The following is a 26,723-nucleotide window of genomic DNA, read 5'->3' on the forward strand; positions in this document are numbered from 1 at the left end:
GTGTCCGACGCCCAAACCGCCGCCATCGAACGCGCCCGCGAGCGCCTCAACGCGCTTCAGGTGCGGCTTTGACGACGCTGCGAAACGCCGCAGCGTAGCGGAACTCGAAGCGCGTTCGCGCGCCGACGACTTCTGGAACGATCCCGATCGCGCGCGCGGCGTGATGAAGCGGATCGCCGATCTGCGTTCCGACATCGACGCGGTCGATGCTGTGCGCGCCACCCTCGACGACGCCGCCGAGATCATCGCAGTGCTGGGCGACGAGGAGGGAGCCGAGGCCGAGGCCGACGCGATGATCGCGCGCGCGACGCGCGCGCTCGACGACCTCGAGATGGCCGCGAACTTCGATCGCCCGTACGATTCGCACGGCGCGATCGTGACGATTCGGGCCGGAGCGGGCGGCACCGACGCCGCCGACTGGACGCAGATGCTCGGCCGCATGTACCTGCGCTGGGCCGAGGGTCATAAGTTCGAGACCCACGTCGTCGAAGAGGCGCCCGGCGACGAAGCCGGCCTGCGTTCGATCACGTTCATCGTACGCGGAAAAAACGCGTACGGGATGCTCGAGAGCGAACGCGGCGTGCATCGGCTCGTGCGCATCTCGCCGTTCGACAACCAGGGTCGCCGGCAGACGTCGTTCGCCGAAGTCGACGTTGTCCCCGAGATGGAAGAGGGCGACGCCGGCGACCTCGAGATCAAGCCCGACGACCTCAAGGTCGAGACGTTCAAAGCCAGCGGCGCCGGCGGTCAATACGTCAACAAGACGGAGTCCGCGATCCGCATCTACCATCTGCCGACGGGGATCACCGTCGCCTCGCAGCAAGAGCGCTCGCAAATGCAGAACCGCGATGTCGCGATGAACATCCTGCGCGCGAAACTCATCCAGCGTGCGCGCGAAGAGCAGGAGCAGAAGCTCGCCGAGATCCGCGGCGAGCGGATGGCGAACGAGTGGGGCTCGCAGATCCGCAACTACGTGCTGCACCCCTACCAGATGGTGAAGGATGTGCGCACGAACGTCGAGACGGGCAGCGCGCAGGCCGTCCTCGAAGGCGACATCGACGGCTTCATCTGGCCGTATCTGCAGAACCGCAACAAGTTCGCGCCCGCCGGCGGCGGCGACGCAGCATGAGCCGCATCGACGTCATCGTCGTCTGCTGGAACGACAAGGAGAAGATCGCGACCGCGCTCGATTCGGTGTTCGCGCTGAGCGAGGTGCGCGACGATCCGTCGTTCGCGAACGTCGTCGTCTCCGACAACGGATCGACCGACGGCTCGCGCGCGTTCATCGGCGAGCGTTACGGCGGGCGCGTACGGATCGTCGAGAACGGCGCGAACCTCGGCTTCGCGGCGGCGTGCAACCGCGCGTTCGCGGCGACGTCGTCGGAGTACGTGTTTCTGCTCAACCCCGACGCGGAGCTGAAAGACCGCGCGCTGGCTGAGATCGTCGCGTTTCTCGACGCGCATCCGCGCTGCGGGATCGCCGGTTCGCGCATCTACAACTACGACGGCACGGTGCAGCAGTCGCTGGGCGAGTTCGATACCTGGACCGGCGCGTTCTTGCGTTCGAGTGCGTGGGGCGAGTGGCCGGCGCTGCGGGGATTCTCCAACGGCGCGAGCCTGCGCGATTTCGCCTACGACCGCCCGCGGCGCGTCGATCTGGCGATCGGCGCGGCGCTGGCGATCCGGCGCGCGCTGATCGACGCGATCGGCCCGTTCGACGAGCGGTTCTTTCTCTACCACGAAGAGGTCGATTTCGCGAAACGCGCGGCCGAAGCGGATTGGGAGACGTGGTTCGTCCCCGCGAGCGAGGCGGTGCACGAGGGGATGGGCAGCGCGCGCGGCCAGTACAATGTCGAAAGGCGCAAACAGGCGTCGCGGCGCAAGTATTGGATCAAGCATCACGGACGCGCGTGGTACTACAGCCTCGCCGGTGCGCTGATCGGCCGCTACGCGCTGTATGCCGGGGTCGTCGCGGTCGCGGTCATCGCCGGACGGCGGCTGTTCCTGCGCTGATGGCCCTGGCTCCGGAAGCGGTCACCACGTTCGCAAGCATCGACGGGTACCGCGTGGTGAAATCGTTCGGGTACGCGTGCGGTCAGGGGAGCCGCCCGCGCAACGTGCTGCGGCAGACGTTTCGCAGCATCGGCGCGCTGATCGGCTTGGCTCCGGTCGAGTATCTCACCGACGCGGAGCGCGCGCGGACCGATTCGCTCGAAGCGCTGGTGCGCAAGGCCGAGACGATGGGCGCGAACGGGGTGATCGGCCTGCAGTTCCAAGCCTCGGAAGCGCCCGACGGCGGAACGCGCGTCGTCGCGTTCGGCGAAGCGGTCCTGCTCGAGCCGGCGCCGCTCGCGTGAGCATCGCGGAGCGCACGCGGCGCGAGGCGGAATTGGCGCGCGCCCGCGAGATCGTCGCGCGCTGCCGCAAGTGCGCGATCGGCGCGACGCGGCGCAACGCCGTGTACGGCGAGGGCGATCCGTGCGCGGCGCTGATGGTGGTCGGCGAAGGTCCGGGCGAGACCGAAGATCAGCTCGGCCGCCCGTTCGTCGGCCGCGCCGGCGAACTGCTCGAGAAGATGCTGCTGGCGATCGACCTGCCGCGCGAGGACGTCTTCATCTGCAACACGGTGAAGTGCCGGCCGACGCTCGACACGGGGGCGCGTCTGGCAAACCGCGCGCCGACGCCGGACGAGATGCGCAACTGCCGCCCGTATCTCGACGAGCAGATCGCGCTCATCCGTCCGGCGGTGATCCTCGCGCTGGGCGCGCCGGCGGCGAAATCGTTCATGGGGGAGCGCTTCTCGATCACCAAGCAGCGCGGGCAGTGGTTCGAGGGCCCGCTCGGGACGCCGGTGATCGCGACCTTCCACCCGGCGTACATCCTCCGCCAGACCGGCGGCGCGATGACCGAGGTCAAGCGCCTCGTCTGGAACGACCTCAAGCAGGTCCGCGACCGGCTGAACGCGCCGCCGCCGGCGTCCCCGCCGCCCGCGCAGCACACGCTCTTTGACTGACGGCCTTGCCGCGCGAAGTCGCCGCGGCCGCCGGCGCGGCATGGTACACTATGTCGTCATGCTCAGCGTCCGCGACCGGTGGATCGACGAGAAAGCACGCCGTGCCGGTCATCCCGACGGCGCGGCGTTCGCCGCCGCGCACGCCCTCAAGGGCTACCGGCTCGATCAGCTGTATCGCGCCGCGACCAAGGAACTGGTCGACGACGTCGAGGCGATCACCACGCTGCCGAGGGACCTGCGCGCCGCGCTGACGGCCGAAGGCTTCACGCTCGATGCAGTCGAGCAGGTGGTCGTCCAGCGCTCGCGCGATGGGCAGACGACGAAGGGACTCTTTCGCCTGCACGACGGGAACGAAGTCGAAGCGGTGCTGATGGAGCATCACGGCGACCGCAACACCGTCTGCATCTCCTCGCAGGCGGGCTGCGCGTATGCGTGCGCGTTTTGTTCCACGGGCCAAGCCGGCTTCACGCGGAACCTCGCCGCCGACGAGATCTTCGATCAGGCGCGCTACTTCGCCAAGCAGCTTGCGCGCGACGGGCGGCGGATCACGAACATCGTGTTCATGGGGATGGGTGAACCGTTTGCCAACTACGACAACGTGATGGGCGCCGTCGCTTTGCTCAACGATCCCAAGGGTTTCGGACTCGGACACCGGCACATCACGATCTCGACCGTCGGACTGGTCGATAAGATCGATCGTTTCGCATCGGAGCGCACGCAGGTCAACCTTGCGATCTCGCTGCACGCGCCGACCGACGCGACGCGCTCGACGATCATGCCGGTCAATCGCAAATTCTCGACCGAGGAGCTGATGGCGGCGGTCGCGCGCTACATCGCGTCCACGAAGCGCAAAGTCTTCTTCGAATACGTCATGCTCGCCGGCGTCAACGACAGCGACCAGCACGCGCACGACCTCGCGCGCTTGATGAAGGGCCCGCTCTACCACGTCAACCTGATCCCGTACAACAGCACCCCCGACGCGCTGTTGCGCGGGAGCGACGACGAGCGCATCTGGGCGTTCGCGAAGCTGCTCGAGGCCCGCGGCACGGCGGTCACGGTGCGCACGCCGATGGGCCGCGACATCGCCGCCGCATGCGGCCAATTGCGCGCCGAAACGCAGCCGAAAGCACACCGGCCGAGCGTTCCGCTTACGCTCCCCGGCGCGTACCTGGGGAGGACGCGCGTCTGAGCGGACGTCCCGACGCGGCCGCGATCGTGGTGCTGCGCGGCGCCGGTGAGGCGACGCGTCTGCTCGTCCTGCGCCGCGCCCGCGGGGCCTTTGCGGGTGCGTGGACGTTCGTGATGGGCGGGATCGAGCCCGGCGAGCGCGCGAGCGAGACGGCGCGGCGCGAAGTGCTGGAGGAGTGCGGCCTGGCGGTAACGTCGCTCTACACGGCCGGCGCGCTGGACGCGTTCTACGATCCGGTCCGGGACACGATCGTGCACGTGCCGTTTTTCGTCGCGCGCGTCGTCGAAGGAGACGTGATCACCGACGACGCGCACGACGCGCACCGCTGGGTCTCGTTCGACGAGGCTGCCGCGCTGCTCATGTTCGCAGCCCAGCGGCGCGTGCTGACCGAAGTGCACGACGCGTTCGTCGCGCGCGAACCCGATCCGTGGCGGTCGATCTCCTGAGCGAACGCGTGCGGTCCTTCGCGGCGCACGCGGCGGCGGCGGCGGCGCTGGGTTACGCGTCGCGCGCGAGCGACCTCGCGAGCGGGTGGCTGCACGTCCCCGTCCGCGACCCGGACCCCGACGCGCCGCTCCTTTCGGTCATCGTGCCGGCGCGCAACGAGCAGCGTTCGATCGAACGCTGCGTGCGTTCGCTCGCGGCGCAGACGCTGCCGGGCATCGAACTGATCGTCGTCGACGACCGCAGCGACGACGAAACGCCCGAGATCCTGGCCCGTCTCGAGCGCGAGATCCCGGCGCTGCGGGTCGTGCACGGCGCCGAACTCCCGGCCGGCTGGGTGGGGAAACCGTGGGCCCTCGCCCAGGGCGCGCGGGTTGCGCGCGGCAGCTGGCTGCTCTTCACCGATGCGGACAGCACGCATGCCGCACATGCCTGCGCCTCGACGCTGGCGTTCGTCCGCGAACGCGGCGCCGACGCGCTCACGCTCTGGACGTTTCAAGAACTCGGCTCCTTCGCCGAACGCGCGATCCTGCCGGCGATCCTCGGGATGGTGCTGATGGCGTCGGGGACGATGAGTCAGCTCAACGATCCGCACGACACCGAACACGCGCTCGCGAACGGTCAGTACATCCTCGTCTCGCGCGAGGCGTACGACGCGCTCGGCGGTCACGACGCGCTGCGCGGCGAGATCCTCGACGACGTCAACTTCGCGCGCCGCCTCAAAGCCGACGGCCGGTTTCGCCTGGTGCTCGCCGACGGCGCCGACCACGTGCGCGTGCGGATGTACACGTCGCTCGGCGAGCTCTGGGAAGGCTTCACCAAGAACATGTACCTCGGCGCGAACGGCGACATCGCGACGCTCGCCGGCGCGGCAGCGTTTCTCGCGATGCTCTCCGTCGTGCCGGCGGCGATCGCTGCCGACGCGATCGCGCGCGGGAAGACGGCGCGCGCATGCGAGGCGTTCGCCGCACTCGGCCTGGGGATCGCTGTGGCCGCGCGGGGCTACGAACGCGCTCGCATCCCCCGCCGGTTCGCGCTCCTGGCGCCGCTCGGCTATGCCGCGTGCGGAGCGATCATGCTGAACTCGACCCTTCGGATCGTGAGCGGGCGCGGGGTCTCGTGGCGCGGCCGCCGCTACACCGGGCGCGTGGGCGGCGAACAGCCCTAGAACGGGTACGAGGCCCGGTGTGAATCGTCCGACACCGGTCAATCCCGACGAGGTCGAAGAGGTCGAGAAGCGGCAGCGTCCGCGCTCGGCGGTCATCTTCGAGACGATCCGGCGCGAAGGCGAGGACGATTTCGAACGCACGACGCCTGCGCTGTTCTGGTCGGCGATCGCCGCGGGCGGATCGATGACGTTCTCGATGGTGACGATGGGCGCGATCCAATCGATGCTCCCCGATGCGCCGTGGCGCCATCTCGTCGCTTCGTTCGGCTACACGATCGGATTTCTGATCGTGATCCTCGGCCGCCAGCAGCTCTTCACCGAGAACACGCTCACGCCGCTGCTCCCGATCTTCTATCAGCCGCGCCGCTGGAAATTCCGTCAACTGCTGCGATTGTGGAGCGTGATTCTCGGCGGCAACCTGCTGGCGGCGCTGGCAACCGCCGCATTCGTCGCGTTCAGCGGCGCGTTTCCCGATGCGATGCAGCGTGCGTTCGACGAACTCGCGCGCGCCGCCGTCGGACACCCGTTCCTCGTGCTGTTCGCAAAGGGTATCTTCGCGGGCTGGCTGATCGCGCTGATGGTGTGGCTGCTCCCGCTGGCCGAGGGTGCCGCCGTCTTCGTCATCGTGATCCTGACCTACGTCGTCGCGGCCGCGGAGTTCGGCCACATCATCGCCGGGTCGGTCGAGGCGTTTTACGGGGCGTGGCGCGGTCTGTTCGGGTGGGGCGATGTCGTCGCGTTCATCGTTCCGACCTTGGCGGGGAATTGCGTCGGCGGCGTGGCGTTCGTCGCGGCGATCTCGACCGCCGAGATCGCATCCGAACGCAAAACGCGCGCTTCTTCGGGGCAGATCACCTAGCCGACGGCGTCACCGCCCGCAAGCGAGGCGTCGCGGGAGCCGGCGAGCGGGAGCAGCCAGGCGAACAGCGCGACCGCGGCCGCGCCGCCCGCGAACTGCGCGACGATGAAGCCCGGCGCGTCGAGCGGACGGATCCCGGCGAATGTATCGGTGAGCGCGCGCGCGATCGTGACCGCCGGGTTCGCAAACGACGTCGACGGCGTGAACCAGTACGCTCCTGCGATGTAGGCCGCAACAGCAAACGGCGTCGCCGTCGAACGCACGCGCGAGCACCCGGCGATCACCGCGAGCAGGCCGAACGTCGCAACGAACTCGCTCGCAAGCAGCGGCGTGCCGCTGCGCGCGTGATGCGACGCGAACCACGGCGGCAGGCCGAACATCGCGTCGGCGAGCCCGGTCCCGGCCAGCGCGCCGGCGCATTGCGCGGCGATGAACGCCGGAACGCGCGCGCGGTGCTCGCGGTTTTCCCAGGCGTCGGCGAGCGTCACGGCGGGGTTGAAGTGCGCGCCGCTGACGGGCCCGAACGCGAGGATGAGCGCGATCAGCGCGCCGGCGGTGGCGATCGCGTTCGCGAGCAGCGCGAGCCCGACGTTCCCGCCGCAGAGCCGCTGCGCCATGATGCCGGAGCCGACGACGGCCGTCAGCAGCAGCAGGGTCCCGATGAATTCCGCGACCGTCGCGCGGGCGATCACGGAGCGGCCCTCGTGCGTTCGGCACGCCGTGCGGCGGCCCACGCCTCCACGGTGTCGCGGATCGCATCGCGAATCCGCCGCGTCTGCGCCCGCCGTTCGTCGATCGTTCCGGTCAGCGCGGAGGGGTCGGGAAACGACCAGTGCTCGCGCCGCCCCTGCGTGGGCACCACGGGACAGCGCTCGCCGTCGCTCTCGGCGCAGACCGTGATCACGTACCGGTACGCGCGCCCGGCGATCTCCGGCGCGGAGAGCGGCTTGGCGTACGCGCGCGAGAGGTCGAAGCCGATCTCCGCCATCACGTCGACGACCAGCCGGTTCATCGCGCCAGCTTCGATCCCGGCGCTGAAGACATCGAAGAGATCGCCCGCCGCCGCGGGCAGAAACGCCTCCGCCATCTGACTGCGGGCGCTGTTGTGCACGCAGACGAAGAGCACGTTGTCCTTCATCTCAGGCGCAGCACGCGTCGCCGTCGCGTGTCTCGGTCTCCTCGTGCACGACGTACGTCTCCCAGCGCCGGCCGTCGGGATCGCTCGCCCACACCTTCGTCTGCTTCGCGTAGCAGCACGTTTCGTCGCGCTCGACGTCGACCGCGAAGCCTTCGCGTTCGAGTCGTGCGATCTGCGCGTCGACCGCGTCGGTCGAATCGACGACGATGCCGAAGTGCTCGGCCTCACCGGCGCGCGCCTGCGCATCCAGATCGAGCGCCAGCTCGAGCCCCGGCTCCTCGGTGACGAACAGCGCATAATCGGGAAGCCGCTTCGCCGGTGCCGCCCCCAGCAGCGTCCCATAGAACGCCACGCTGCGCTCGAGATCCCGCGTCCCAAGATTGAGATGCATCTTCATCCGACCGTCCCCCGTCACGCTGAGCTTGTCGAAGCGCCGCCCAAGCCGACCCCAAACGCGATCAAAACATCGACGCTCATCGATATTACGCAAATGCATCGATAAATGTCAATAAACAGAGACCGCAAGACATTGACGTTCATCGATCACTGGCGTAACATCGAGAGGTGCCCACGTCCCGCAAACCACGCAGCCGGCGGTCGTCTTGGGATTTCGCCCCCAGTGCGATGCTCTTCAAGGTGCTCGCCGATCCGCACCGCCTGGCGATCCTCGCGATCCTCGCGCGCAGCGACGAGGATGTCTGCGTCTGCGAGTTCACCGCCGACCTGCCGCTGAACCAGCCTACCGTCTCGCATCATCTGCGGCTGCTGCGCGAAGCCGACCTCGTGACGGCGGAACGCCGCGGCACGTGGAGCTATTACCGGCTCAAGCCCGGCGTGCGCGCGCGGATCATCGCCGCTCTGCGGCGCGTCGTCCCCGAGAGCGACGTCGCGTAAGGGCCGCGGCCGTCGTCGGCCGCTCGCACCGCGGCGGCAAGGCGAGCGTCTCGCCTGCCGCCGCCGAGGGTGCGCACGCGTGCGTCACGAACGCCGCCGATTCGATGTCGGAGGCAGTAACGGACCAACCCCGCGTAACGATGGACGAGATCGTCGCCCTTGCGAAGCGCCGCGGCTTCATCTTTCAGTCGAGCGAGATCTACGGCGGCATCGGGGGGTTTTTCGACTACGGTCCGCTGGGCGCCGTCCTCAAACGCAACGTCAAGGACGCCTGGTGGCGTGAGAACGTCGAACTGCGCGACGACGTCGTCGCCTTCGATTCGTCGATCGTCATGCACCCGCGCACGTGGGAAGCGTCGGGACATGTCGCGGCGTTCCACGACAAACTCGTCGACTGCCGCAACTGCAAGCACCGCTTCCGCGCCGATCACCTCCCCTCGCTCGAGAAATGCCCCGACTGCGGGATGACCGGAACGCTGACCGAGCCGCGCAACTTCAACCTCATGATGAAGACGGCGATCGGCCCGATGGAAGACACCTCGGCGCAGGCGTACCTGCGGCCCGAGACCGCTCAGGGCATCTTCGTCAACTTCAAGAACATTTACCAGAGCGCGCGCAAGAAGCCGCCGTTCGGGATTGCACAGATCGGCAAGTCGTTCCGCAACGAGATCACGCCCGGCAACTTCACCTTCCGCGTGCGCGAGTTCGAGCAGGCCGAACTCGAGTTCTTCGTCCCGCAGGACGGCCGCGATCTCGAATGGTTCAACCAGTGGGTCACCGCGCGCAAGAAGTGGTACAGCGACTACGGCGTGCGGCCGGACCGGCTGCGCTTCTACGAACTCACCCCCGAAGAGCGTCCGTTCTACGCGAAGGCCGGGATCGACGTCGAGTATCTCTTCCCGTGGGGCTGGGGCGAGCTCGAGTCGATCGCGCACCGCGGCACCTACGACCTCGACCGCCACATCGAGTACTCGGGAAAAGACCTGCAGTTCTTCGACGAGGCGACGAAGCAGAAGTACACGCCGATCCTGATCGAGAGCTCGGCCGGCATGGATCGCACGACGCTCACGATGCTGATCGACGCCTACGAGCGTGAGACGATCGTCGACGGCGAGAAGACCACGGAGCGCACCGTGCTGCGCTTCCACCCGAAGATCGCGCCGGTCCAAGCCGGGGTCTTTCCGCTGGCGCGCAACAAACCGGAACTCGTCGAACGCGCGCAGTCGATCGAACGTGGGCTGCGCGCGCATTGCCGCACGCAGTACGACGAAGGCAACGTCGGCCAGCTCTATCGCCGTCAGGACGAGATCGGCACGCCGTTCTGCCTGATGATCGATTACGACACGCTCGGCGACGCGACCGTGACCGTGCGCGAACGCGACAGCATGAAGCAAGACCGCGTCGGCCAGGACGCGCTTGAAGGCTACCTGCGCGAGCGTCTCTGAGGGTGCAAACCATGGAAACAGGCCGGTCGGCCCGCTCTACGCGGCGCGCTTCACGGAAACCATGGGCTTTCTGTGTACGGCGATGGCCTTTCGAAGCCGGCGCCGGCGAATTCGTCGCGTTCCCCGCGGTAATGCCCGTACCATAGGGGGGTAGGGTATCCGCCCTGCCGAAACGGCGATCATGTCACACACCACTCGCGATCGTGACACGCTGCTGCCTCGGGTCCGGCGGATCATCGGCCAACTCCAAGCCGTCGAGCGCGCCCTGGAAGAAGAGAAACCGTGCGGCGACGTCTTGCACCTGATGGCCGCCGCGCGCGGCGCGATGAACGGCTTGATGGGCCGCGTGCTGGAGGAGCACATCCACGCGCACCTCGGCAACGGCAGCCTATCCCGCGCCGCGCAGACCCGCGCGGCCGACGAGCTGATCGGCGTCGTCCGCACCTACCTCAAGTGAGCGACCGCGCTGCGCCCGAGCACGCCGTCGAGCACACCGACCTGATCCGCATCGCGCTGGTCGCGCTCGCCGCTGCGGCGGTATGGTTCCGCTGGTGGGAGCCGTATCCGCACGTCAGCATCATCGGGATCGTCGCGACGGTCGCCGGAGGCTGGCCGATCTTCGCCGAGGCCTTCGAGAACTTGCGCGAGCGCACGATGACGATGGAACTCTCGATGACGATCGCGCTCGTGGCGGCGCTCGCGATCGGCGAATTCTTCACCGCGCTCGTCATCACGGCGTTTGTCCTTGCCGCCGAAGTCCTCGAAGGCCTGACGGTCGCGCGCGGACGCCACGCGATCCGCGATCTCATCGCCCTGATGCCGCGCGCGGCGACCGTGCGCCGCGACGGCATACTGATCGACATCGACGCGTCGGACGTGCGGCCCGGCGACGACGTCGTCGTCAAACCCGGCGCGCTGCTCCCGGTCGACGGTATCGTGACCGCCGGCCGATCGTTCGTCGACCAGGCCGCGATCGCGGGCGAATCGATGGCAGTAGAAAAGGCCGCCGGCGCCTACGTGTATGCCGGCACGATCAACCAGTCCGGGGCGCTCGACGTGCGCGCCGACAAGGTCGGCCGCGACACGAGCTTCGGCAAGATCGTCGAAGCGGTCGAGACGGCGGAACGCTCGCGCGCACCGGCCCAGCGCCTCGCCGACCGGCTCTCGGGCTACCTCGTCTACTTCGCGCTCGGCGCAGCGGCGCTCACCTACGCGCTCACGCGCGATCCGCGCTCGACGATCTCGGTGGTGATCGTCGCCGGGGCATGCGGAATCGCCGCCGGGACGCCGCTGGCGATCCTCGGCGCGATCGGCCGCGCCGCGCGCGGCGGTAGCATCATCAAAGGCGGCCGGTATCTCGAATCGCTCTCCACCGTCGACACGGTGGTGCTCGACAAGACGGGGACGGTGACGTACGGAACGCCGCGCATCGCACGCATCGCCGCGGCTGCCTCGGGCGAACGCGAACTCCTGCGCATCGCGGCGAGCGTCGAACAGCGCTCGGAGCATCCGCTCGCGAGCGCGATCGTCGCCCGCGCACGCGAAGACGGGATCGCGCTCGCCGAGCCCGACGACTTCTCGTATGTTCCCGGCCGCGGGATTCGTGCGATCGTCGAAGGCGAGGCCGTCTTTGTCGGCAACGCGGCGTTCTTTGCCTATCACGCCCTGGCGGTGCCCGTCGATGGCACCGATCCGGGCGCGACGACGGTGCTGGTCGCGCGCGGCACGGACGCTCTCGGCACGATCGCGATCGCCGACGTCGTTCGCGATGAAGCGGCCGGCGCGATCGCCGCGCTCGCATCGATGGGAATACGAACGGTGCTCCTGACCGGCGACGTCCAACGCGTCGCGGAGGCGACGGGCCGCGCGCTCGGCGTCGATGAGATCATTGCGGAGATGCTGCCGGAGCAGAAGAGCGCCTACGTTGCGGAACTCGTGCAGAAGGGCCGCACCGTCGCGATGGTCGGCGACGGCATCAACGACGCGCCGGCGCTCGCGGCGGCGACCGTCGGCGTCGCGATGGGATCGGGGACCGACGTCGCGCGCGAAAGCGCCGACGTCGTCCTGCTCGGCAATGACCTTGCGCGCTTCGTCGAAACGATCCGCATCGCGCGGCGGACGCGCGCGATCGTGATGCAGAACTTCGCCGGCACGCTCGCCGTCGACTCGGTCGGCATCCTGCTCGCGGGCTTCGGCCTGCTGAACCCGCTGCTGGCGGCGTTCATCCACGTCGCCTCGGAGCTCACGTTCATCTTGAACTCGACCCGCATGCTGCCGGGGCGCGCGCCCAGCCCCGTCGCTCAGAGCTCGTCGAAGGGCTGAGCTCGGCGCACCTACCCGCGGCCTGCGTGCAACGATGCGGGCGGCCCTTCGACGAGCTCTGGGTGACCGGGGCTCGGGTTAGGTCCGCTTGGCGTAGTTCTCGAAGCCGACGAAGTCGACGACGACGCACGGCTCGTTGCCGACGATCCATGCATCGTGTCCCGGCGGCAGCGACATTGCATCGCCCGGCCCGAAGTCGAGCGTCTTGCCGTCGTCGGTCACCACCGTCATGCGCCCGGAGATCACGTATCCCAGGTGCGCCGCCTGGCACGACTCCGTCTTCGCGATCGGCTTGACGCACTCGGACCACTTCCATCCCGGTTCGAACACCGCGCGTCCGATCGTGTGCCCGCCGACGTTGACGACGTCGAGCCGGCCCTTTGCAAAGGGTCGCGTCTCGTCGGCCTGCGTGAAATTCTTGCGTTCCGCAAATTGGGTGACCGTCGCCATGATGAGTCCTCCACTCCAGTGCCTGGGTTCTCAGTCTACTCCCTCACCGCGGGCGAACCCAACGATCAAGCGATCCCGGCGACGGAACGCGACGTCCGAACGCGGCAGAAGCCTCCGACACGGTCGGCGGCCTGCTAGAAGATGATGCTTGTAATCGCTGCCGTCGCCGCTCTGATCGCTGCCGGGATCGAACTCTATGTGTGGACGATCGCGTTCCGCTGTTCGGTCTGGTCGATGCGCGGACGTTCGTGCACATGCGTGCGTTTCACGCGGAACGCATCACTTGGTCGATCGGACCGGCGCTGCTCGTCGCGGCCTTCGGCAATGCGGCGCTCGCGCTGCAGAAGCCGTCACCCGCGGCGTTCGTCGCGGCGCTGGCCGGGTTTGCGGTCCTTGCCGTCACCGCGTTCGTGCAGATTCCGTTGCACGCGCGTCTCACGTCGGGCGAAGATCCCGTCACGATCGCGCGTTTGAACGCCAACGAGACGGCGCGCGCGTTGCTCACGCCTTCGACGAGTCCATCGTCGACAACGCTCACCGCTTCGTCGATCGAGTCGACGCACGACCTCGCGCCGGCCGGCGGTATCCAGGGGACGATCGCTCTCGTCGAGGCCCTTCGCGCCCGCGGGATTGCCCTCGATGCGTCCGGCACCGAGGTCCTGGGGTCGTTACGAGGGGTACTCGCTACGTCTCATGAGCGACGCACCGTTGCGCGCATAACGTGCCGATCGGCGATCGAGTAATAGAGACGGATGCATTCGCCGTCAACGATCGCGGACGCGGCGAAAGCAATGTCCGTATCCTCCTCGAAACGGCGCTCGCCGGGCAGCACGATCGGATGCTCGCACCGCGCGATGACGCGCGTGAACTTCGGGTCGAAGACGATCCAGCCAATACGCCACGCCGCGGCGCGCGTGGCACCGTTGTAGAACATCACCGGCGCCGCGTCCGAGCCGCGTATCACCGGCCCGGTGCTCAGGTGCCATTCGTCCCAGCCGGGACGCGCCTCGAACAGGGGTGCGCCGACGATCCAGGGTCCGGCGGCGCTCGACGATGACGCGATGCCGACCTTCGAGCGGCCCTCGTGCGCGTACTCGAACAACAAGCGCCAGGTTCCATCGTCGACGGGCACGATCTCCGCCTCTTTCGGGTTCACGACGCCAAGCATCGAAGGCAGCGCGATGCCGCGTTTCTCCAGCCGCTCCAGCGAAGGGCCGGATGCAAGTAGCAGCTCGCCGCGCTTGCGGTGCTCGTTCCACCCCGTGTAGTACACATAGTAGATGCCGTCGACGAAGGAAACGGTGGGATCTTCGCATCCGCCGCTGTCGTACGCGTCCTCAACGTCCTCGCCGGGCGCGATCACAGGAGACGTGCTTAACGCAAAACGCAGCCCATCGAGGGAAACGCCTCGATGGATGCGGGCGAGCTTCTCTGCGGGGACGTCGGAGTAGTTGACGACCCGCAGCAGCAGTTCAAAATGATCTTCGGTGGCCCAGACAAACGGACTCAGCTTGTACATGTCGGCGAGCTCAGGCGAGCACGCATAGCTGACCTCATCGATGTGCTCGAGTCTGAACTTGTGCTGCGGGCTGTTCACCGGCCCGGACGTGCTGGAATGTTCATGTCAGTTGCCGCAGCATGCTTCGGCTGCAAATTCGGTCATGGCCAGATGAGCGCGCGGTTTCGACGGCCACGTCCAAAAAGTGAGAAATTCGGGCCGATCGCGCAGCCTGTCCTGACGTCGCAATCCGACTATACGGCGGTTGTCGCATTGCGAATGTTTCCAAAGCACCATCATCCCAACCGATTGGGTGCTTGATGATGAGCGCCTGCAGCCCGGTATGCAACTTCGTATCAACCTCTCGCCGACGACGAGATGCTGTCTGCGACGGAGGTCGTTCCCGCGGTATCCTCCCCTGTCTACCTCACGAGCAAGAGCCAACGCGCAACAGCACGTACGCTGAGCTCGTCAAAGCGCAGCCGCACTCGCGCCGGCCGAATGCTGCCGGCATGGCGCCCCGTGGAACCTCGTCAGCCCGCCTCGATCTCCACACCGCTCAGGTCGCGCGGCTGACGCGGCATCATGAACGCGATCGGGATGATGCACAGCGCCGCGATCCCGAGCAGCCACGCCTCGTCGGCGAAGGCGAGCGTCTGCGCCTGCGTCACGATCGCTGAAAAAAGTTGGCCCACCGACTGATGCGTGTCGAGGAACTGCTGCACCGGGATGCGCGCGGCGTTCGCCGTGCCGGCGAGAGTGTCGAGGTGAAGATCGGCGCGGCGGTCGATCAGCGTGACCGCGATGGCGCCGGCGATCGAGCCGCCGAGCTGAAACGCGAGCGTGATCAACGCGCTGGCCTGCGGCGCTTCGTTCGGCGGGGTGGTGCTCTGCACGGTGATTAGCAGCGGGATGAACAGCATCGATCCGCCGAGTCCGGCGATGAACAGCGGCAGCACCAGCGTCCAGAAACCGGTCTCGCTCGTCGTCACCCCGACCTGCATCAGCGAACCGATCCCCGCCAACAGAAACCCGGCCGCCATCACCGGCCGCGCGTCGAGCCGTCCGCTCCCCACGAGTCCGGCGACGACCGGCGTGAGCAGCATGACCGGCAGCGCGCGAAAGAGCAGTAAGAATCCTGAGTCGTAAGCGGTGAAGCCGAGGACGTTCTGCGTATACTGCGGCAGCACGAGGATCGTCCCGAAGATCGTCGCCGCCGTCCCGATCGCGATGAGCGAGCCGGCCGCCACCGCACGATAGCGCAGCACGCGCAGGTCCACGATCGGCCGGGACGTGCCGCGCAGTTCCCACACCGCGAACGCGATCAGTCCGGCGATCGCCGCAAACGTCGCGAGCTGGATCTCGACGCTGTTGTACCAATCGCGCCGCTCGCCCTCATCGAGGATGAACTGCAGCGATCCCAGCCCGACGGCGAGAAACGCCACGCCGAGTGCGTCGACCGGCAGCACCCGCGGGCGCGTCGGATTGCGCAGCATCGTCGCGATGATGAACGCCGCCGCGGCGCCGGGGACGAGGTTGATGAAGAAGATCCATTGCCACGAGAGGTTGTCGACGATGACGCCCCCGATCATCGGCGCGACGATCGGCCCGATGAGGATCACGATCGCGAAGAGGCCTTGGCTGGCGCCGACCTGCTCGGGCGGGAACGTGTCGCGAAGCGTCACCTGCGCCGTAGCGATCAGTCCGCCGCCGAACAAGCCTTGCAGGACGCGGTACACGATAAGCTGCTCGATCGAGCCCGCCGTCCCGCACAGGACGCTCACCACGGTGAACCCGACGATGGTGGCGGCGAAGTACTGCCGCCGTCCGAAGCGCGACTGCATCCACGGCGTCAGCGGGATGACGATGACGTTGGCGATGATGTAGGCGGTGACGACCCAGGCGGCTTGATCGAGCGTGGCGCCGAGGTTCCCTTGAATCGTCGGCAGCGCGACGTTGACGATCGACGAGTCGATCGTCTCCAGCAGCGGCGCAAGCAGAACGCCCAGCACCACCACCGGAAGCCGCCACCCCTGCTCGACGACGTCGATCCGTTGGTCCTCGTTTGCCACGTAGCGACTGTAGAGGAAGCCCCGCCGCGGCCGGTAGGACTCTTCACGGACGTTGCCACCGCCGCGGCGGGCCGCGGGTTCCAAGTCGCAACGTGACGCGCATCGGATCGCTCGAGCCGGGGACGCTCGGGCTCAGCACGACCGCATTTCCTGCCGCGACCGCTCCCGACGGCAACGCGCACTTCGTCGCCGCGCAGTGGGTGTGCGCCGCACTGCGCAGCGGCCGCGGATCCATCACCTTCGCCGGTACGCGCTACGCCGTCGATGCGGGGACCGTCGCGTGGATGCCGCCGGGCGAGGTGCGGCTCGCGTTCGACGAGACTCCCGACGTCCTGGCGGTCGCGTTCGTCGAACGTTTTCGCTCGCCGCTCGACGCATGGCGGCCGTTCTCCGCGCCCGTCGTTCGTACGCTCGACGATGACGCGTTCCGCCGCTGGAATCGTCGACTCGACGCGGTGGCGCACAGGCTCGATACCGGCCGGCTCGACGATCGCGACGTCGCCGGCCTCAAGCGCGCGTTTCTCGAGCACTTCTGGCTGCGTTCGTCGCCGGCGGGCCGCGCGGTGCTGCATCGCGCGTTCGGCGAACTGTACCGTTCGCTCGATGCGCCCGTGCGGCTCGAAGAGATCGCCGCGCGAGTCGGCTACACGCGCAACCATCTGAGCGATCTCTTCCGCGAGTTCACGGGTCACCCGATGAGCGCGTGGTCGCTGGGGTTGCGTATGACGCGCGCTCGCGAGCGGCTGGTCACGACCGACGTCCCGATCGCCGATGTCGGCTTGGCGGCAGGCTACGACGACGCTGCGTATTTTGCGCGTGCGTTCCGGCGCTATCACGGCGTTCCGCCCCACGCCTGGCGCATCGCGCACCGTCCCGCTGATCCGCGCTACGCCGCCGTCACCGAACGCAAGGAATACGCGCGCGCACGCGGCGTCGCCTGAGCGCGCAGGATTAGCGCTTATCCGTCTGTCTGTCCTGGTCGCCGTAGGACGACATGCGTGGCCTTCTCCGACGCTGCGAACTCCACGCACTCATATCGCAGAGCCCGCATGTCAACCCCTTCGAACAGCGGCTCTCCCGCTCGGAGCAGGACCGGCGCGATCGCGATGTGCAGTTCGTCGATGAGGCCCTCACGCAGATACTGCCGGATGGTGCCCGGGCCGCCGCCGATCGGTACGTCCCTTGCGGCGGCGGCTTCGCGTGCACGGTCGAGCGCCTCGCGAATGCCTCCGGTGATGAAGCGGAACGTCGTGCCGCCTTCCATCTCGATGGGGGACGAGGATAATGCGTCAAGACGAAGACGGGAGCGTGATACGGTGGAGTGTCTCCCCACCAGCCTTTCCAGTTGGCGTCGGGCCAGTCCCCACGATCGGGTGAGAACATGTTCCTCCCAAGAATCCAAGCCCCAACATTCTGAAAGCCGCGGGCGGCGAAATCATCGTCGATCCCAGTCGTACCGCCGTCCTTGCCGAACAACGTCCGCTGAAACGTACGCGTCGGGACCAGCCACTGGTGGAGTTCCGTCCCGCCGACGCCGAGCGGATTGTTGATGTCTTGATTCGGACCTGCACCGTATCCGTCGAGCGAAACGGTGAAGCCCTCAACGCGAACTCGTGTCATCGTGTACCTTCGTAGACGTCGAACTTCGATCTTTGGACAGCGTATCGATGCCGCCGCAGCGGCGAAGCGCCCTCAGCGCACGCGTGCATACATGACCATGCCGACGATCTCGCCGTCCTTGATCGCGGCGCGGCGCAGCAGCCCTTCGCGCAGGTAGCCGGCTTTTTCGAGGACGCGGTGTGAGGCGAGATTGCGCGCGAACGGCACCGCCCAGATCCGCGTCAGATCGAACGTCTCGAAGGCGTACTCGGTCATCAGCCGCAGCGCGTCGGTGGCGATCCCGCGTCCCCAGACGCTGCGTCCTAGCCAGTAGCCGATCTCTGCGGAGACGCGTTCGATGTCGTGACCCACTGCGATCCCGATCGAGCCGCAGACCTCGCCGTCGACGTCGATCGCGAGGTTCGTCGCGGGGCGATCCATGCGCGTGAGCGCGATCCACTCGCGCGCGTCTTCGATGTCGTACGGATGCGGGAAACGATCCCGCAGGTTGCGGCCGATCGCCGGATCGTTCGCGTGGCGCAGCAGCGCTTCGTCGTCGCGTTCGTCGAACGCGCGCAATCTGCAGAGCGCGCCGGTCAAGGGAAGTTCGGGCTGCGTCATCCGCGCACCGTGAAGCCCTCGCGCCGCTCGTGCACGAGCGGATCGCGCACGGTGAAGGTCACCCGGTCGGCGTGCGCACCGTCCCGGGCCTGCAGCGTCCAGCGTCCGCGGTGCAGCGGCAGGATCCAGCGCGCTCCGTGCGCCGCGATCTGCGTGCCGTTGAGTTCCCAGCGCGCTCCGGCACCGCCGCGCGCGACCACGGCGATCGCGGCCCCGGCGCCCATCTCGAAGATATCGCCGTCATGCGGCGCGACGATCCGCAGCGCGTCGCCCGCCCGCGGCGGCTGCGCCGCGAGCCATCCGTCGTAGACGCGCGGAAGCGGGCCGGCCGGACGGTTCCACGCGACGTTGTCGCCGCTGTCGAGCCACTCGCTCACGACGCTCCCGCACGCCGGCGCCGGTCGCGTCCCGGTCGTCGCGCACATCGGCTTGCGCACGTAGCCGCGCGGCGGAGCGAAGCGCGCGGGCAGTTCGCGTTCGGCGAGTTTGCGCATGATGCGATTCCACAGCGGCGCGGCGCCGCTGACGCCGCTGATCCGCTGCATCGGCGTGCCGTCGAAATTGCCCACCCACGTCGCGACCGTGTAGCGCGGGGTGAAGCCGACGGTCCACGTATCGCGAAACTCCGACGACGTGCCGGTCTTCACCGCGCTCGGAAACGGCGTGCGCAGCAGCGATGCAACGCCGAACGCGCGGGCTCGCGCGTGCGCGTCGGCGAGCATGTCCGTGACCAGCGACCACTCCGACGCCGCTCCGACGGTCGCCGCGCGCTCGTCGCGCCGCGCGAACCCGGCGTGAACGCGGATGAGCCGCCCGCCGTTCGCGATCGCCGCATACGCTCCCGCGAGCTCTTCGAGCGAGACCTCGCCGTCGCCGAGCGCGAGCCCGAGACCGTAATACGCCGGATCGCGGGTGAGATGGCGGAATCCCAGCGCGCGCAAGCGCGCCAGAAACGCCGGAACGCCGACGGCGCTCAGCGTGCGGACCGCGGGGACGTTAAGCGAATCCGCCAGGGCGACGCGCGCGCGCACCGGACCTGCGAACGTATCGCCGTAATCGCTGGGCGCGTACGCGTGCATCTCCGGGAGCGCATAGGTCGTCGGTACGTCTGCGAGGATCGACGTCGGACGCACCGCACGGCGCTCGAACGCCAACTCGTACAGCAGCGGCTTGAGCGTCGACCCCGGCTGGCGCAGCGCGGTGACGCCGTCGTTCTTCCCCGCACCGTCGTCCGCGAAGTACCCTGCCGAACCGGCGTACGCGAGGATCGCGCCGTCGCGGTTGTCGACGACGATCGCCGCACCGTCACGCGCACCGCGATCGCGCAGCGCCGCGACGACCGCCCCGGTCTCGTGCTCGACGAAGGCCTGCAGACGGGCGTCGAGCGTCGTGCGCATGCGCATCGTCGCGGGCGCTGCGCTTGCCGCGAGCCGCAGCAGCAGATGCGGTGCCGCGCCGATCCCTCCGCTGCGCGGAACGATTGTGAGCCGTTCGTCGGCGGCCCGCGCGGCGTCGGCATGCGTCGCCGCTCCGGTCGCGACCATCCGCGTCAGGACGGCACGCTGACGCGCGCGCAGCGCGTCGGCATGCGCGTACGGGTCGAGCCGGACGGGATCGTTCGGAATCGCCGCGAGCAGCGCGGCCTGCGCGAGATCGAGATCGGCGGCCGGGACGCCGAAATACGTGCGCGCACCGGCCTCGACGCCGACGAGGTTGCCGCCCATCGGGAGGCGATTGACGTACGCCTCGAGGATCGCGTCCTTGCTCGTCCCCGCCTCGATCCGGCTCGCGAGCACCGCTTCGGCGACCTTTCCATACAACGTCCGCGGCAGACCGTAGCGCAGCCGTGCCAACTGCATCGTGATCGTCGAACCGCCCGAGACAATCGTCCGCGTCGCCGCGATCTGCCCGGCGGCGCGCGCGAGCGCGAGCGGGTCGACGCCGCGATGCAGGCGGAAGCGCGCGTCTTCGGCCGCGACGACCGCGGCGAGGAAGCGCGGCGAGATCTGCGCGAGCGGGACACGGACCGCGTGTTCGGTGTCGCGCGCGAGCACCGTCCCCAGCACCACGCCGGCGCGGTCTTCGAAGACGAGGGCGTTCGCGCCGCCGGCGAACGCGCGCGGTCCGATCGGCCGCGCGGCATACGCGAGCACGACGACGATCGTCGCCAGCGAGAGCAGCACCGGACGCGAGAGTGTGGCCCGCGGCGCTCCGTTCACGGTCCCTCGCTCTTCCGGGAGCGCCGCATGCACCCTGCGCGCCGTGCGGGTCGTGCGCTTGGCCGGCCAGAAGTTCAGGCGCGTCGTGAACACGCGGCACGCGTCCGTCCTCGCCCTTGCGGCCGGCGTCCTTCTTGCTGCGGGGTGCGCTCGGCGCGGCCCGGAGCCGGCGCCGCTCGCGGCCGTCTCGCCGCTCCCGGTGCCGTCGAAACCGCCGCTGATCGCCGCTGCCCAGCCGGTCGGCGAAGTCGACGTCACCGCGCAGATCCGCGTCCGCTTCGGCGACGATCTGATCCCGCTCGAACAGCTCGAATCGCCCGGCGAACGCGCGATCCTCGCGCACTTCACGATCGATCCGCCGCTTGCCGGCGCGTTTCGGTTCCTCACGCCACGCATGATCGGGTTCGAGCCCGACCGCGCGTGGCCCGCGGCGACGCGCATCCGCGTCACGATCGCCAAGGGATTGCGCACCGTGCACGGGCGCAGTCTCGACGAAGACGTCGCATGGACGTTTCAGACGCCGGCGGTCGAACTCAGCGATCTTCCGGCCGACAATGCGTCGCCGTACACGCTCGCTCCGCGACTGCACCTGACCTCGAACGTCGCGCTCGATCGCGCGTCGCTGCAAGCCCACGCCGTGGCGCATCCCGCCTCGGGCTCAGGTCCCGACATCCCGCTCGTGATCCCGCCCGACACTGCCACCGCGGCGCCGTCGGCGACATCGCCGTCGGCGGGCGCGCCGGACGAGTACGACCCGTCGAGTCAGACGTGGCGGTACCGGCTCGTGCCGTCCGCGCCGCTCGCGAAAGGGACCAAGTACGACGTCGTCTTCTCGTCAGGCATCGCGCCGCGCGACGGGAACGTCCCGAGCGCGACGACCTTCACCGGGCATTTGACGACCTACGGCACGCTGCGCTTTCAATCGGTGCAGTGGGAGCGGCCGGGGCGCTTCGCGGCCGGTTCGCCGTTGCTCGCGTTCAGCAACCCGATCGATCCGAAATCGATCTCGGAGCTGCGCTTGCGGCCGGCGCCGCCGGCGGGCTTGACGCCGTTCGCGATCGCGGGCGGCCGCGTCGCCGTGAATGCGTCGCTGCTGCGTCCGGCGACCGACTACACCGTCGCGATCGGCGCCGGCATCACCGACACGTTCGGTCAGCCTCTCGATGCGGCGCAGACCGCGACGTTCCGCACCGGCGACCTCGCGCCGGACGTCTGGGCGCCCGGGGGCGTCAGCCTGTTTCCTGCATCGAAGGACGTGCGGCTCAACGTCGTCGCGGTCAACGCGCCGCCGGTCGTGCGCGCCGCGTTTCGCGCGCTGACGCCGCCCGACGTGGTGCAGCATCCCGATCCCTACGGCGATCCGGGCCGCGACGACATGCTCTCGTCGTCCGACTCATGGCCCGCATTCGATGCGCGCGCGCCCAAGAACGTCCAGCGCACGTTCGACGTCCCGCTCACGCGCAAGCTCGGCGCACCCGGCGGCGCGCTTGCCTACGGCGTCACGGCGGAGTTCGCACACTCGACGTACCTCACCGAAGGCGTCGTGCAGCTCACCGATTTGGGCGTCTTCGCGCAGTACTTCCCGGACGGCGGGATCGTGCGCGTGCACCGCATCGCCGACGGCACGCCGGTCGCGGGCGCGCAGGTCGCGGTCTATCCCTCGCAAGCGGGGAACGAGACGAAAACGGCGCCGGCCGCGTGCGCGACCGCGACGACGAACGCGGCGGGCGCGGCGACGTTCGCGCGCGGCGGGTTCGCCGCGTGCGCCGCGCGCGATCAAGGAAAGAACGACGCGCCGTCGTTCGTCACGATCGTCCGCCGGGGCGGTGACTGGACGTACGTGCGCACCGATGCGTCGAGCGGCGCGTACGCGGGCGACTTCTGGAACGGCTGGTCGTCGGCGACGCCGATCGCGCGCGGCACGATCTTCAGCGATCGTCAGCTCTACCAGCCCGGCGAGACCGCGCAGATGACCGCTGAGGGCTGGTTTCTCGTCGACGGCGAGCTGCGCCGCGGGACGGCGCCGCTCTACACGCTCACGCTTGAAGCGCCCGACGGCAGCAAAACCGATCTTGGCCGCCGGTCGCTGGACGCGTTCGGCGTGATGGCGTTCCCCGTCGCGCTCGCCGCGCACGCCACGCTCGGCTACTATAGCGTGCACGCGACGGCGGGGAATGGCGAACAGCTCGACGGCTCCTTCCGCGTCGCCGAGTTCAAGCCGCCGAATTTCAAAGTCGATCTCGCGCTCGACCGCGACGTCGTGCAGCGCGGCGCGACCGTCGCCGCCGCCGCGACGAGCACGTATTTGTTCGGCGCGCCCGTCAGCGGCGCGTCGACGAAGTTCACCGTCACCCGCGCCCCGGCGCCGTTCGTCCCGAAAGGCCGCGACGGTTTCGTCTTCGGGCGGCGCTGGTTTTGGCCCGAACAGCAGCCCGACGCCGCGACCGACGTCCTGCAGTCGACCCTCGCCGTCGACGCGCAAGGGAAGAACGCCGTCAGCGTCCCGGTCTCCGGCGAGCTTCCGTACGCGATGACGTATCGCGTCGACGCCGACACGACCGACGCGTCGAACGTGGACGTCGCCGACTCGAAGACGTTCACCGCTCTGCCGAGCGCGACGCTCGTCGGCATCAAGAGCGACGACGTCGGGATCGCGGGAACGCCGCTGCACGTCGGGGTGATCGCGAGCGATCCGGGCGGGGCCAGCATCTCCGCAACGGCGGTGCACCTCGAACTGCAGGCGGCGGACTACAGCAGCGCCACGCAAATCGTCGAGGGTGCCGAGCGGTCCGTCGACGCGGTCACGTACCGTACCGTCGCCGCCGCGGACGTCACCACCGCTGCCGCCCCCGTCGATGCCGCGTTGACCCCGCCGAAGGCCGGCACGTACCGCCTGCGCGCGACGGTCGCCGGCAACAACGGGGAAGCGACCGAGACCGACTGGGAGATCTTCGTCGCGGGCGAGGGCGCCGACGCGTGGTATGCGCGCGATCCGAGCGTCGCATCGGTGAAGCTCGACAAAGACACCTACAAACCCGGCGACACCGTGACGGCGCTCGTGCAGTCGCCGTTCCCGAGCGCGGAACTGCACGTCGCAGTCGTGCGCCACGGCGTCCTGTGGGAGACGACGCAGGTGACGGCGAGCCGCGTACCGGCCGTGAAGTTCACCGTGACGTCGGAGATGCTCCCGAACGTCGCCGTCGAGGCACTGCTCGTGCGGCGCGGCCCCGTTCCGTCGCACGTGTCGCCCGCCGGCGGCAACGCGCTCGCGCGCGTCGGCTTCGCGTCGTTCAACGTTGCGCTGGACGCGAAGTATCTGCGCGCAACCGTGCGCGCCGGCAACTCCGTCACCGCGCCGGGCGCAGCGCAGACGGTGCGCGTTCACCTGACCGACGCGGCGAACCGACCCGTCGCCGGTGAAGCGACGGTGATGGTCGTCAACGACGCCGTCCTGCAGTTGACGGGGTATCGTCCGCCCGATCTTGTCAAGCAGATCTACGCCGACCAGCCGATCTCGACGCGATACGCCGACAACCGCGGCGCGCTGGTGCTCGCGACGCTGCAGCGCCCGCTCCAGAAAGGCTGGGGCTTCGGCGGCGGGCTCTCGGGCGAAGACGCCGATCCGCGCGTGCGCCGCAAGTTTTCGCCGCTCGCTTTTTTCGCCGGCGCGCTGCGCACCGACGCGAACGGCGACGCGAGTGCGACGTTCACTCTCCCCGACGATCTCACGACGTGGCGGATGATCGCGGTCACGGCGAGCGCCGACGGCCGCTTCGGCAACGCCGACGCGACCTTCCGCACGACCTTGCCGCTGATCGCGAATCCGGTGCTCCCGCAATTTGCGCGGCCCGGCACCGGCGATCGCGGCGACCTCCGCATCGACGCGCGCTTCGCCGGGCCGCTCGCGTTTCTGATCGGCGGCAAAGCGGTCCCGGCGACGACCCTGCAGACGCCGCTCGAAGCGATCACGCGCGCGTACCGCTTCTCGATCGTTGCAACGGGGACCGGCGACGCGACGGTTACCGTCAACGTGCGCGGCGCGCACGCCGCCGACGCGTTCGCGATCCCGCTTCCGGTGCGCGATGCGGACGTTGCGGAAGCGGTCGCGCAGACGGGGACGACGCTCGACCACGCGAGCGTCGGGCTGAACGTCGCATCCGGCACACCGCGCGACAGCGGCGGGCTCGACATCGTGCTCGCGTCGTCACTGCTCCCGGAGATCGACACGGCGGCGCAGCGCGCGCTGCTCGGCGACGATCGCCTCGCACTCTCGTCCGCGAGCCGACTCGCGATCGCCGCCGATCTCGTGACGCTGGCCGCGCGCAGCGGCGGCGATGCGACGCTCGCGCGGCGGCGCGCCGCCGCGGAGCTGACGACGCTCGCGAGCTTGCGCCGCAGGGACGGCGGCTTCGCGCCGTATTGGCAGGCGGAGAAATCCGACGCCTGGGATTCGATCGGCGTGCTCTCCGCGCTCGCGAGCGCCCGCGCCGCGAAACTGCCCGTCGATGGGGCGCTGATCGGCGGCGCATCGGCCTACGTCGCGGCGGTGCTGAACGATCCGCCGGCGCACGTCGCGTGGTGCACAAACGCGTCCTGCAAGGCGCAGCTGCGACTCGCGGCGCTGATCGCGCTCGCCGACGCCGGCGACCGGCGCTCGACGTTTCTCGGCCAGATCGATGCCGAGGCGGCGCACTTCGACTTCGCCGATCGAGCGCGGCTCGCGCGCGTCATGACCGGTGATCCGGGCTATGCGGATCGCGCCGCGGCCCTCGCCAAGGCGATCGACGATCTCCTCACCGCGACGGCGCGCGGCGCCGCTGTAACGCTCCCGGCGCGCTACGCGTGGCGCGATTCCCGCGTCGTCGCCCAAGCCGAAGCGCTGCGGCTCGAACTCGCGCGCGGCGCCGACGGCGAGACGATCAATCGCGTCACCCGCGCCCTGCTCGACATGCGCCGCAACGGTTCGTTCGGATGCGCGTGCGAGAACGCCGCCGCGCTCGCAGCGCTCGTCGACGTCTCCGCGCGCGAGTCGCGGGCCGACTTCACCGCCGCCGCGGCGATCGGCGGACGTACCGTCGCGACGGAACGGTTCAGCGGCGCCCGTGCCGCGCAGCGCAGCACGACCGTCGCGATGCGCGATCTCCCGCGTGGGCGCAGCGACGTGACGCTGACCAAACAGGGATCGGGAACGATGCACTACGGGGTGACCTACCGGTACCGTCTCGCCGGCGCGGCGCCGGGCCGCCTCAACGGCTTGCGTGTCACCCGCATCGTCCATCCGGCGAACTCTGCGACCGTGCTGGCGTCGTTCGGCCTTGCAATCCCGTCGTCGCCGCTCGAACTCGCGGCCGCGCAGGTCTACGACATCGAACTGCAGGTGATTTCGGACCATCCGGTCGAGCGCGTGCTGATCAGCGATCCCTTGCCTGCCGGTATGCAGGCCGTCGACACCGGGTTCGCAACCGCGTCGACCGCGGTCCAGGCGCCGCAGAGCGCGTGGGAGATCGGCGATCAGCAGATACGTTCCGACCGGATCGAAGCGTACGCGGATCGCCTCGACCCCGGGATATACCGCCTGCACTATTTGGTACGCACCGTGACGCCCGGAACGTACGCCTGGCCCGGAGCGGACGCCCACTTGGCCGACCGGCCCGACGAGTTCGGCCGATCGGCCGTGTCGACACTCACGGTTCGCACGAAATAGGACGATAGAAAGAGGGAAGGAGGCCGGATGTCGTGGATACGGCAAGCGGATTCTCCCGAGGCATTGCGGATTCCGCATCGCCTCGCAT

The 26,723-nt window shown here is 68.9% G+C and carries 22 protein-coding genes and 2 pseudogenes; 15 read left to right on the forward strand and 9 right to left on the reverse strand.

Annotation, left to right across the window (positions count from 1 at the left end):
* Nucleotides 1-58: 58 nt before the first annotated feature.
* The 8 genes and pseudogenes from prfB to WPS_RS03920 form a co-directional block, all read left to right on the forward strand.
* Nucleotides 59-1,129, forward strand: a pseudogene (prfB, locus tag WPS_RS03885) (peptide chain release factor 2); the annotation flags it as partial.
* Nucleotides 1,126-2,013, forward strand: coding sequence for a glycosyltransferase (locus tag WPS_RS03890; RefSeq protein WP_317996541.1), 888 nt, complete (start codon nt 1,126-1,128; stop codon nt 2,011-2,013). The pseudogene prfB and the gene WPS_RS03890, both read left to right, overlap by 4 nt.
* Complete coding sequence (locus WPS_RS03895) at nt 2,013-2,357, forward strand: heavy metal-binding domain-containing protein (protein ID WP_317996542.1); 345 nt, start codon at nt 2,013-2,015, stop codon at nt 2,355-2,357. The genes WPS_RS03890 and WPS_RS03895 overlap by 1 nt, the downstream gene beginning before the upstream one ends.
* Complete coding sequence (locus WPS_RS03900; protein WP_317996543.1) at nt 2,354-3,013, forward strand: uracil-DNA glycosylase; 660 nt, start codon at nt 2,354-2,356, stop codon at nt 3,011-3,013. Before WPS_RS03895 ends, WPS_RS03900 begins: the two co-directional genes overlap by 4 nt.
* A gap of 40 nt (nt 3,014-3,053) precedes the next feature.
* A complete protein-coding gene (gene rlmN / locus WPS_RS03905) occupies nt 3,054-4,202 on the forward strand; it encodes a dual-specificity RNA methyltransferase RlmN (protein WP_317996544.1) in 1,149 nt (382 codons plus the stop codon).
* A complete protein-coding gene (locus WPS_RS03910) occupies nt 4,106-4,648 on the forward strand; it encodes an NUDIX domain-containing protein (protein ID WP_317996545.1) in 543 nt (180 codons plus the stop codon). The genes rlmN and WPS_RS03910 overlap by 97 nt, the downstream gene beginning before the upstream one ends.
* Nucleotides 4,630-5,814, forward strand: a complete 1,185-nt coding sequence (locus WPS_RS03915; RefSeq protein WP_317996546.1) for a glycosyltransferase family 2 protein — start codon at nt 4,630-4,632, stop codon at nt 5,812-5,814. The genes WPS_RS03910 and WPS_RS03915 overlap by 19 nt, the downstream gene beginning before the upstream one ends.
* A gap of 19 nt (nt 5,815-5,833) precedes the next feature.
* Complete coding sequence (locus tag WPS_RS03920; RefSeq protein WP_317996547.1) at nt 5,834-6,673, forward strand: formate/nitrite transporter family protein; 840 nt, start codon at nt 5,834-5,836, stop codon at nt 6,671-6,673.
* Here WPS_RS03920 and WPS_RS03925 read toward each other — a convergent pair.
* From WPS_RS03925 to WPS_RS03935, 3 genes are read right to left on the reverse strand one after another with little or no spacing between them, the layout of a single operon-like run.
* Nucleotides 6,670-7,365 carry an aquaporin gene (locus WPS_RS03925; protein ID WP_317996548.1) on the reverse strand — a complete coding sequence of 232 codons (696 nt, stop codon included), beginning with the start codon at nt 7,363-7,365 and terminating at the stop codon, nt 6,670-6,672. The genes WPS_RS03920 and WPS_RS03925 overlap by 4 nt on opposite strands.
* Nucleotides 7,362-7,811: an arsenate reductase ArsC gene (locus WPS_RS03930; RefSeq protein ID WP_317996549.1), complete on the reverse strand. Its 450-nt coding sequence runs from the start codon at nt 7,809-7,811 to the stop codon at nt 7,362-7,364. Before WPS_RS03930 ends, WPS_RS03925 begins: the two co-directional genes overlap by 4 nt.
* Nucleotide 7,812: 1 nt before the next feature.
* Entirely contained in the window at nt 7,813-8,208 is a 396-nt protein-coding gene (locus WPS_RS03935; RefSeq protein WP_317996550.1) for an ArsI/CadI family heavy metal resistance metalloenzyme, read from the reverse strand.
* Nucleotides 8,209-8,435: 227 nt separating this feature from the next.
* Between WPS_RS03935 and WPS_RS03940 the strand changes: the two genes are divergently transcribed.
* The 4 genes from WPS_RS03940 to WPS_RS03955 all read left to right on the forward strand — a co-directional run bounded on the left by WPS_RS03940 (nt 8,436) and on the right by WPS_RS03955 (nt 12,472).
* Nucleotides 8,436-8,705, forward strand: coding sequence for an ArsR/SmtB family transcription factor (locus tag WPS_RS03940; RefSeq protein WP_317996551.1), 270 nt, complete (start codon nt 8,436-8,438; stop codon nt 8,703-8,705).
* A gap of 140 nt (nt 8,706-8,845) precedes the next feature.
* The gene (locus tag WPS_RS03945; RefSeq protein WP_317996552.1) at nt 8,846-10,150 is read left to right on the forward strand and encodes a glycine--tRNA ligase; all 1,305 of its coding nucleotides are present in this window, start codon (nt 8,846-8,848) and stop codon (nt 10,148-10,150) included.
* Between the two features lie 181 nt (nt 10,151-10,331).
* Nucleotides 10,332-10,607, forward strand: coding sequence for a metal/formaldehyde-sensitive transcriptional repressor (locus tag WPS_RS03950; RefSeq protein ID WP_317996553.1), 276 nt, complete (start codon nt 10,332-10,334; stop codon nt 10,605-10,607).
* Nucleotides 10,604-12,472: a heavy metal translocating P-type ATPase gene (locus WPS_RS03955; protein WP_317996554.1), complete on the forward strand. Its 1,869-nt coding sequence runs from the start codon at nt 10,604-10,606 to the stop codon at nt 12,470-12,472. Before WPS_RS03950 ends, WPS_RS03955 begins: the two co-directional genes overlap by 4 nt.
* Before the next feature lie 78 nt (nt 12,473-12,550).
* Here the strand turns inward: WPS_RS03955 and WPS_RS03960 are convergent, their stop codons facing one another.
* Nucleotides 12,551-12,922: a cupin domain-containing protein gene (locus WPS_RS03960; protein ID WP_317996555.1), complete on the reverse strand. Its 372-nt coding sequence runs from the start codon at nt 12,920-12,922 to the stop codon at nt 12,551-12,553.
* Nucleotides 12,923-13,122: 200 nt separating this feature from the next.
* Here WPS_RS03960 and WPS_RS03965 point away from each other — a divergent pair, with 200 nt between their 5' ends.
* Nucleotides 13,123-13,665 carry a hypothetical protein gene (locus WPS_RS03965; RefSeq protein WP_317996556.1) on the forward strand — a complete coding sequence of 181 codons (543 nt, stop codon included), beginning with the start codon at nt 13,123-13,125 and terminating at the stop codon, nt 13,663-13,665.
* Here WPS_RS03965 and WPS_RS03970 read toward each other — a convergent pair.
* Together WPS_RS03970 and WPS_RS03975 are read right to left on the reverse strand one after the other, a co-directional pair.
* Nucleotides 13,614-14,519: a glycoside hydrolase family 130 protein gene (locus WPS_RS03970; protein ID WP_317996557.1), complete on the reverse strand. Its 906-nt coding sequence runs from the start codon at nt 14,517-14,519 to the stop codon at nt 13,614-13,616. The genes WPS_RS03965 and WPS_RS03970 overlap by 52 nt on opposite strands.
* Before the next feature lie 434 nt (nt 14,520-14,953).
* Nucleotides 14,954-16,492 (reverse strand): DHA2 family efflux MFS transporter permease subunit, encoded by a 1,539-nt coding sequence (locus WPS_RS03975; RefSeq protein ID WP_317996558.1) that lies wholly within the window; start codon nt 16,490-16,492, stop codon nt 14,954-14,956.
* Nucleotides 16,493-16,584: 92 nt separating this feature from the next.
* Between WPS_RS03975 and WPS_RS03980 the strand changes: the two genes are divergently transcribed.
* Nucleotides 16,585-17,433: a helix-turn-helix transcriptional regulator gene (locus WPS_RS03980; RefSeq protein WP_317996559.1), complete on the forward strand. Its 849-nt coding sequence runs from the start codon at nt 16,585-16,587 to the stop codon at nt 17,431-17,433.
* A gap of 17 nt (nt 17,434-17,450) precedes the next feature.
* Here the strand turns inward: WPS_RS03980 and WPS_RS18075 are convergent.
* From WPS_RS18075 to pbpC, 3 genes and pseudogenes are all read right to left on the reverse strand, one after another.
* Nucleotides 17,451-18,112 (reverse strand): annotated as a pseudogene (locus WPS_RS18075) (dihydrofolate reductase family protein).
* A gap of 72 nt (nt 18,113-18,184) precedes the next feature.
* Entirely contained in the window at nt 18,185-18,712 is a 528-nt protein-coding gene (locus tag WPS_RS03990; RefSeq protein WP_317996561.1) for a GNAT family N-acetyltransferase, read from the reverse strand.
* Nucleotides 18,709-21,024, reverse strand: coding sequence for a penicillin-binding protein 1C (gene pbpC / locus WPS_RS03995; protein ID WP_317996562.1), 2,316 nt, complete (start codon nt 21,022-21,024; stop codon nt 18,709-18,711). The genes WPS_RS03990 and pbpC overlap by 4 nt, the downstream gene beginning before the upstream one ends.
* Between pbpC and WPS_RS04000 the strand changes: the two genes are divergently transcribed.
* Nucleotides 21,017-26,635: an alpha-2-macroglobulin family protein gene (locus WPS_RS04000; protein WP_317996563.1), complete on the forward strand. Its 5,619-nt coding sequence runs from the start codon at nt 21,017-21,019 to the stop codon at nt 26,633-26,635. The two genes, pbpC and WPS_RS04000, sit on opposite strands and share 8 nt — an antisense overlap.
* Nucleotides 26,636-26,723: the final 88 nt, after the last annotated feature.

The organism is Vulcanimicrobium alpinum, from assembly GCF_027923555.1.
Lineage (GTDB): Bacteria > Vulcanimicrobiota > Vulcanimicrobiia > Vulcanimicrobiales > Vulcanimicrobiaceae > Vulcanimicrobium > Vulcanimicrobium alpinum.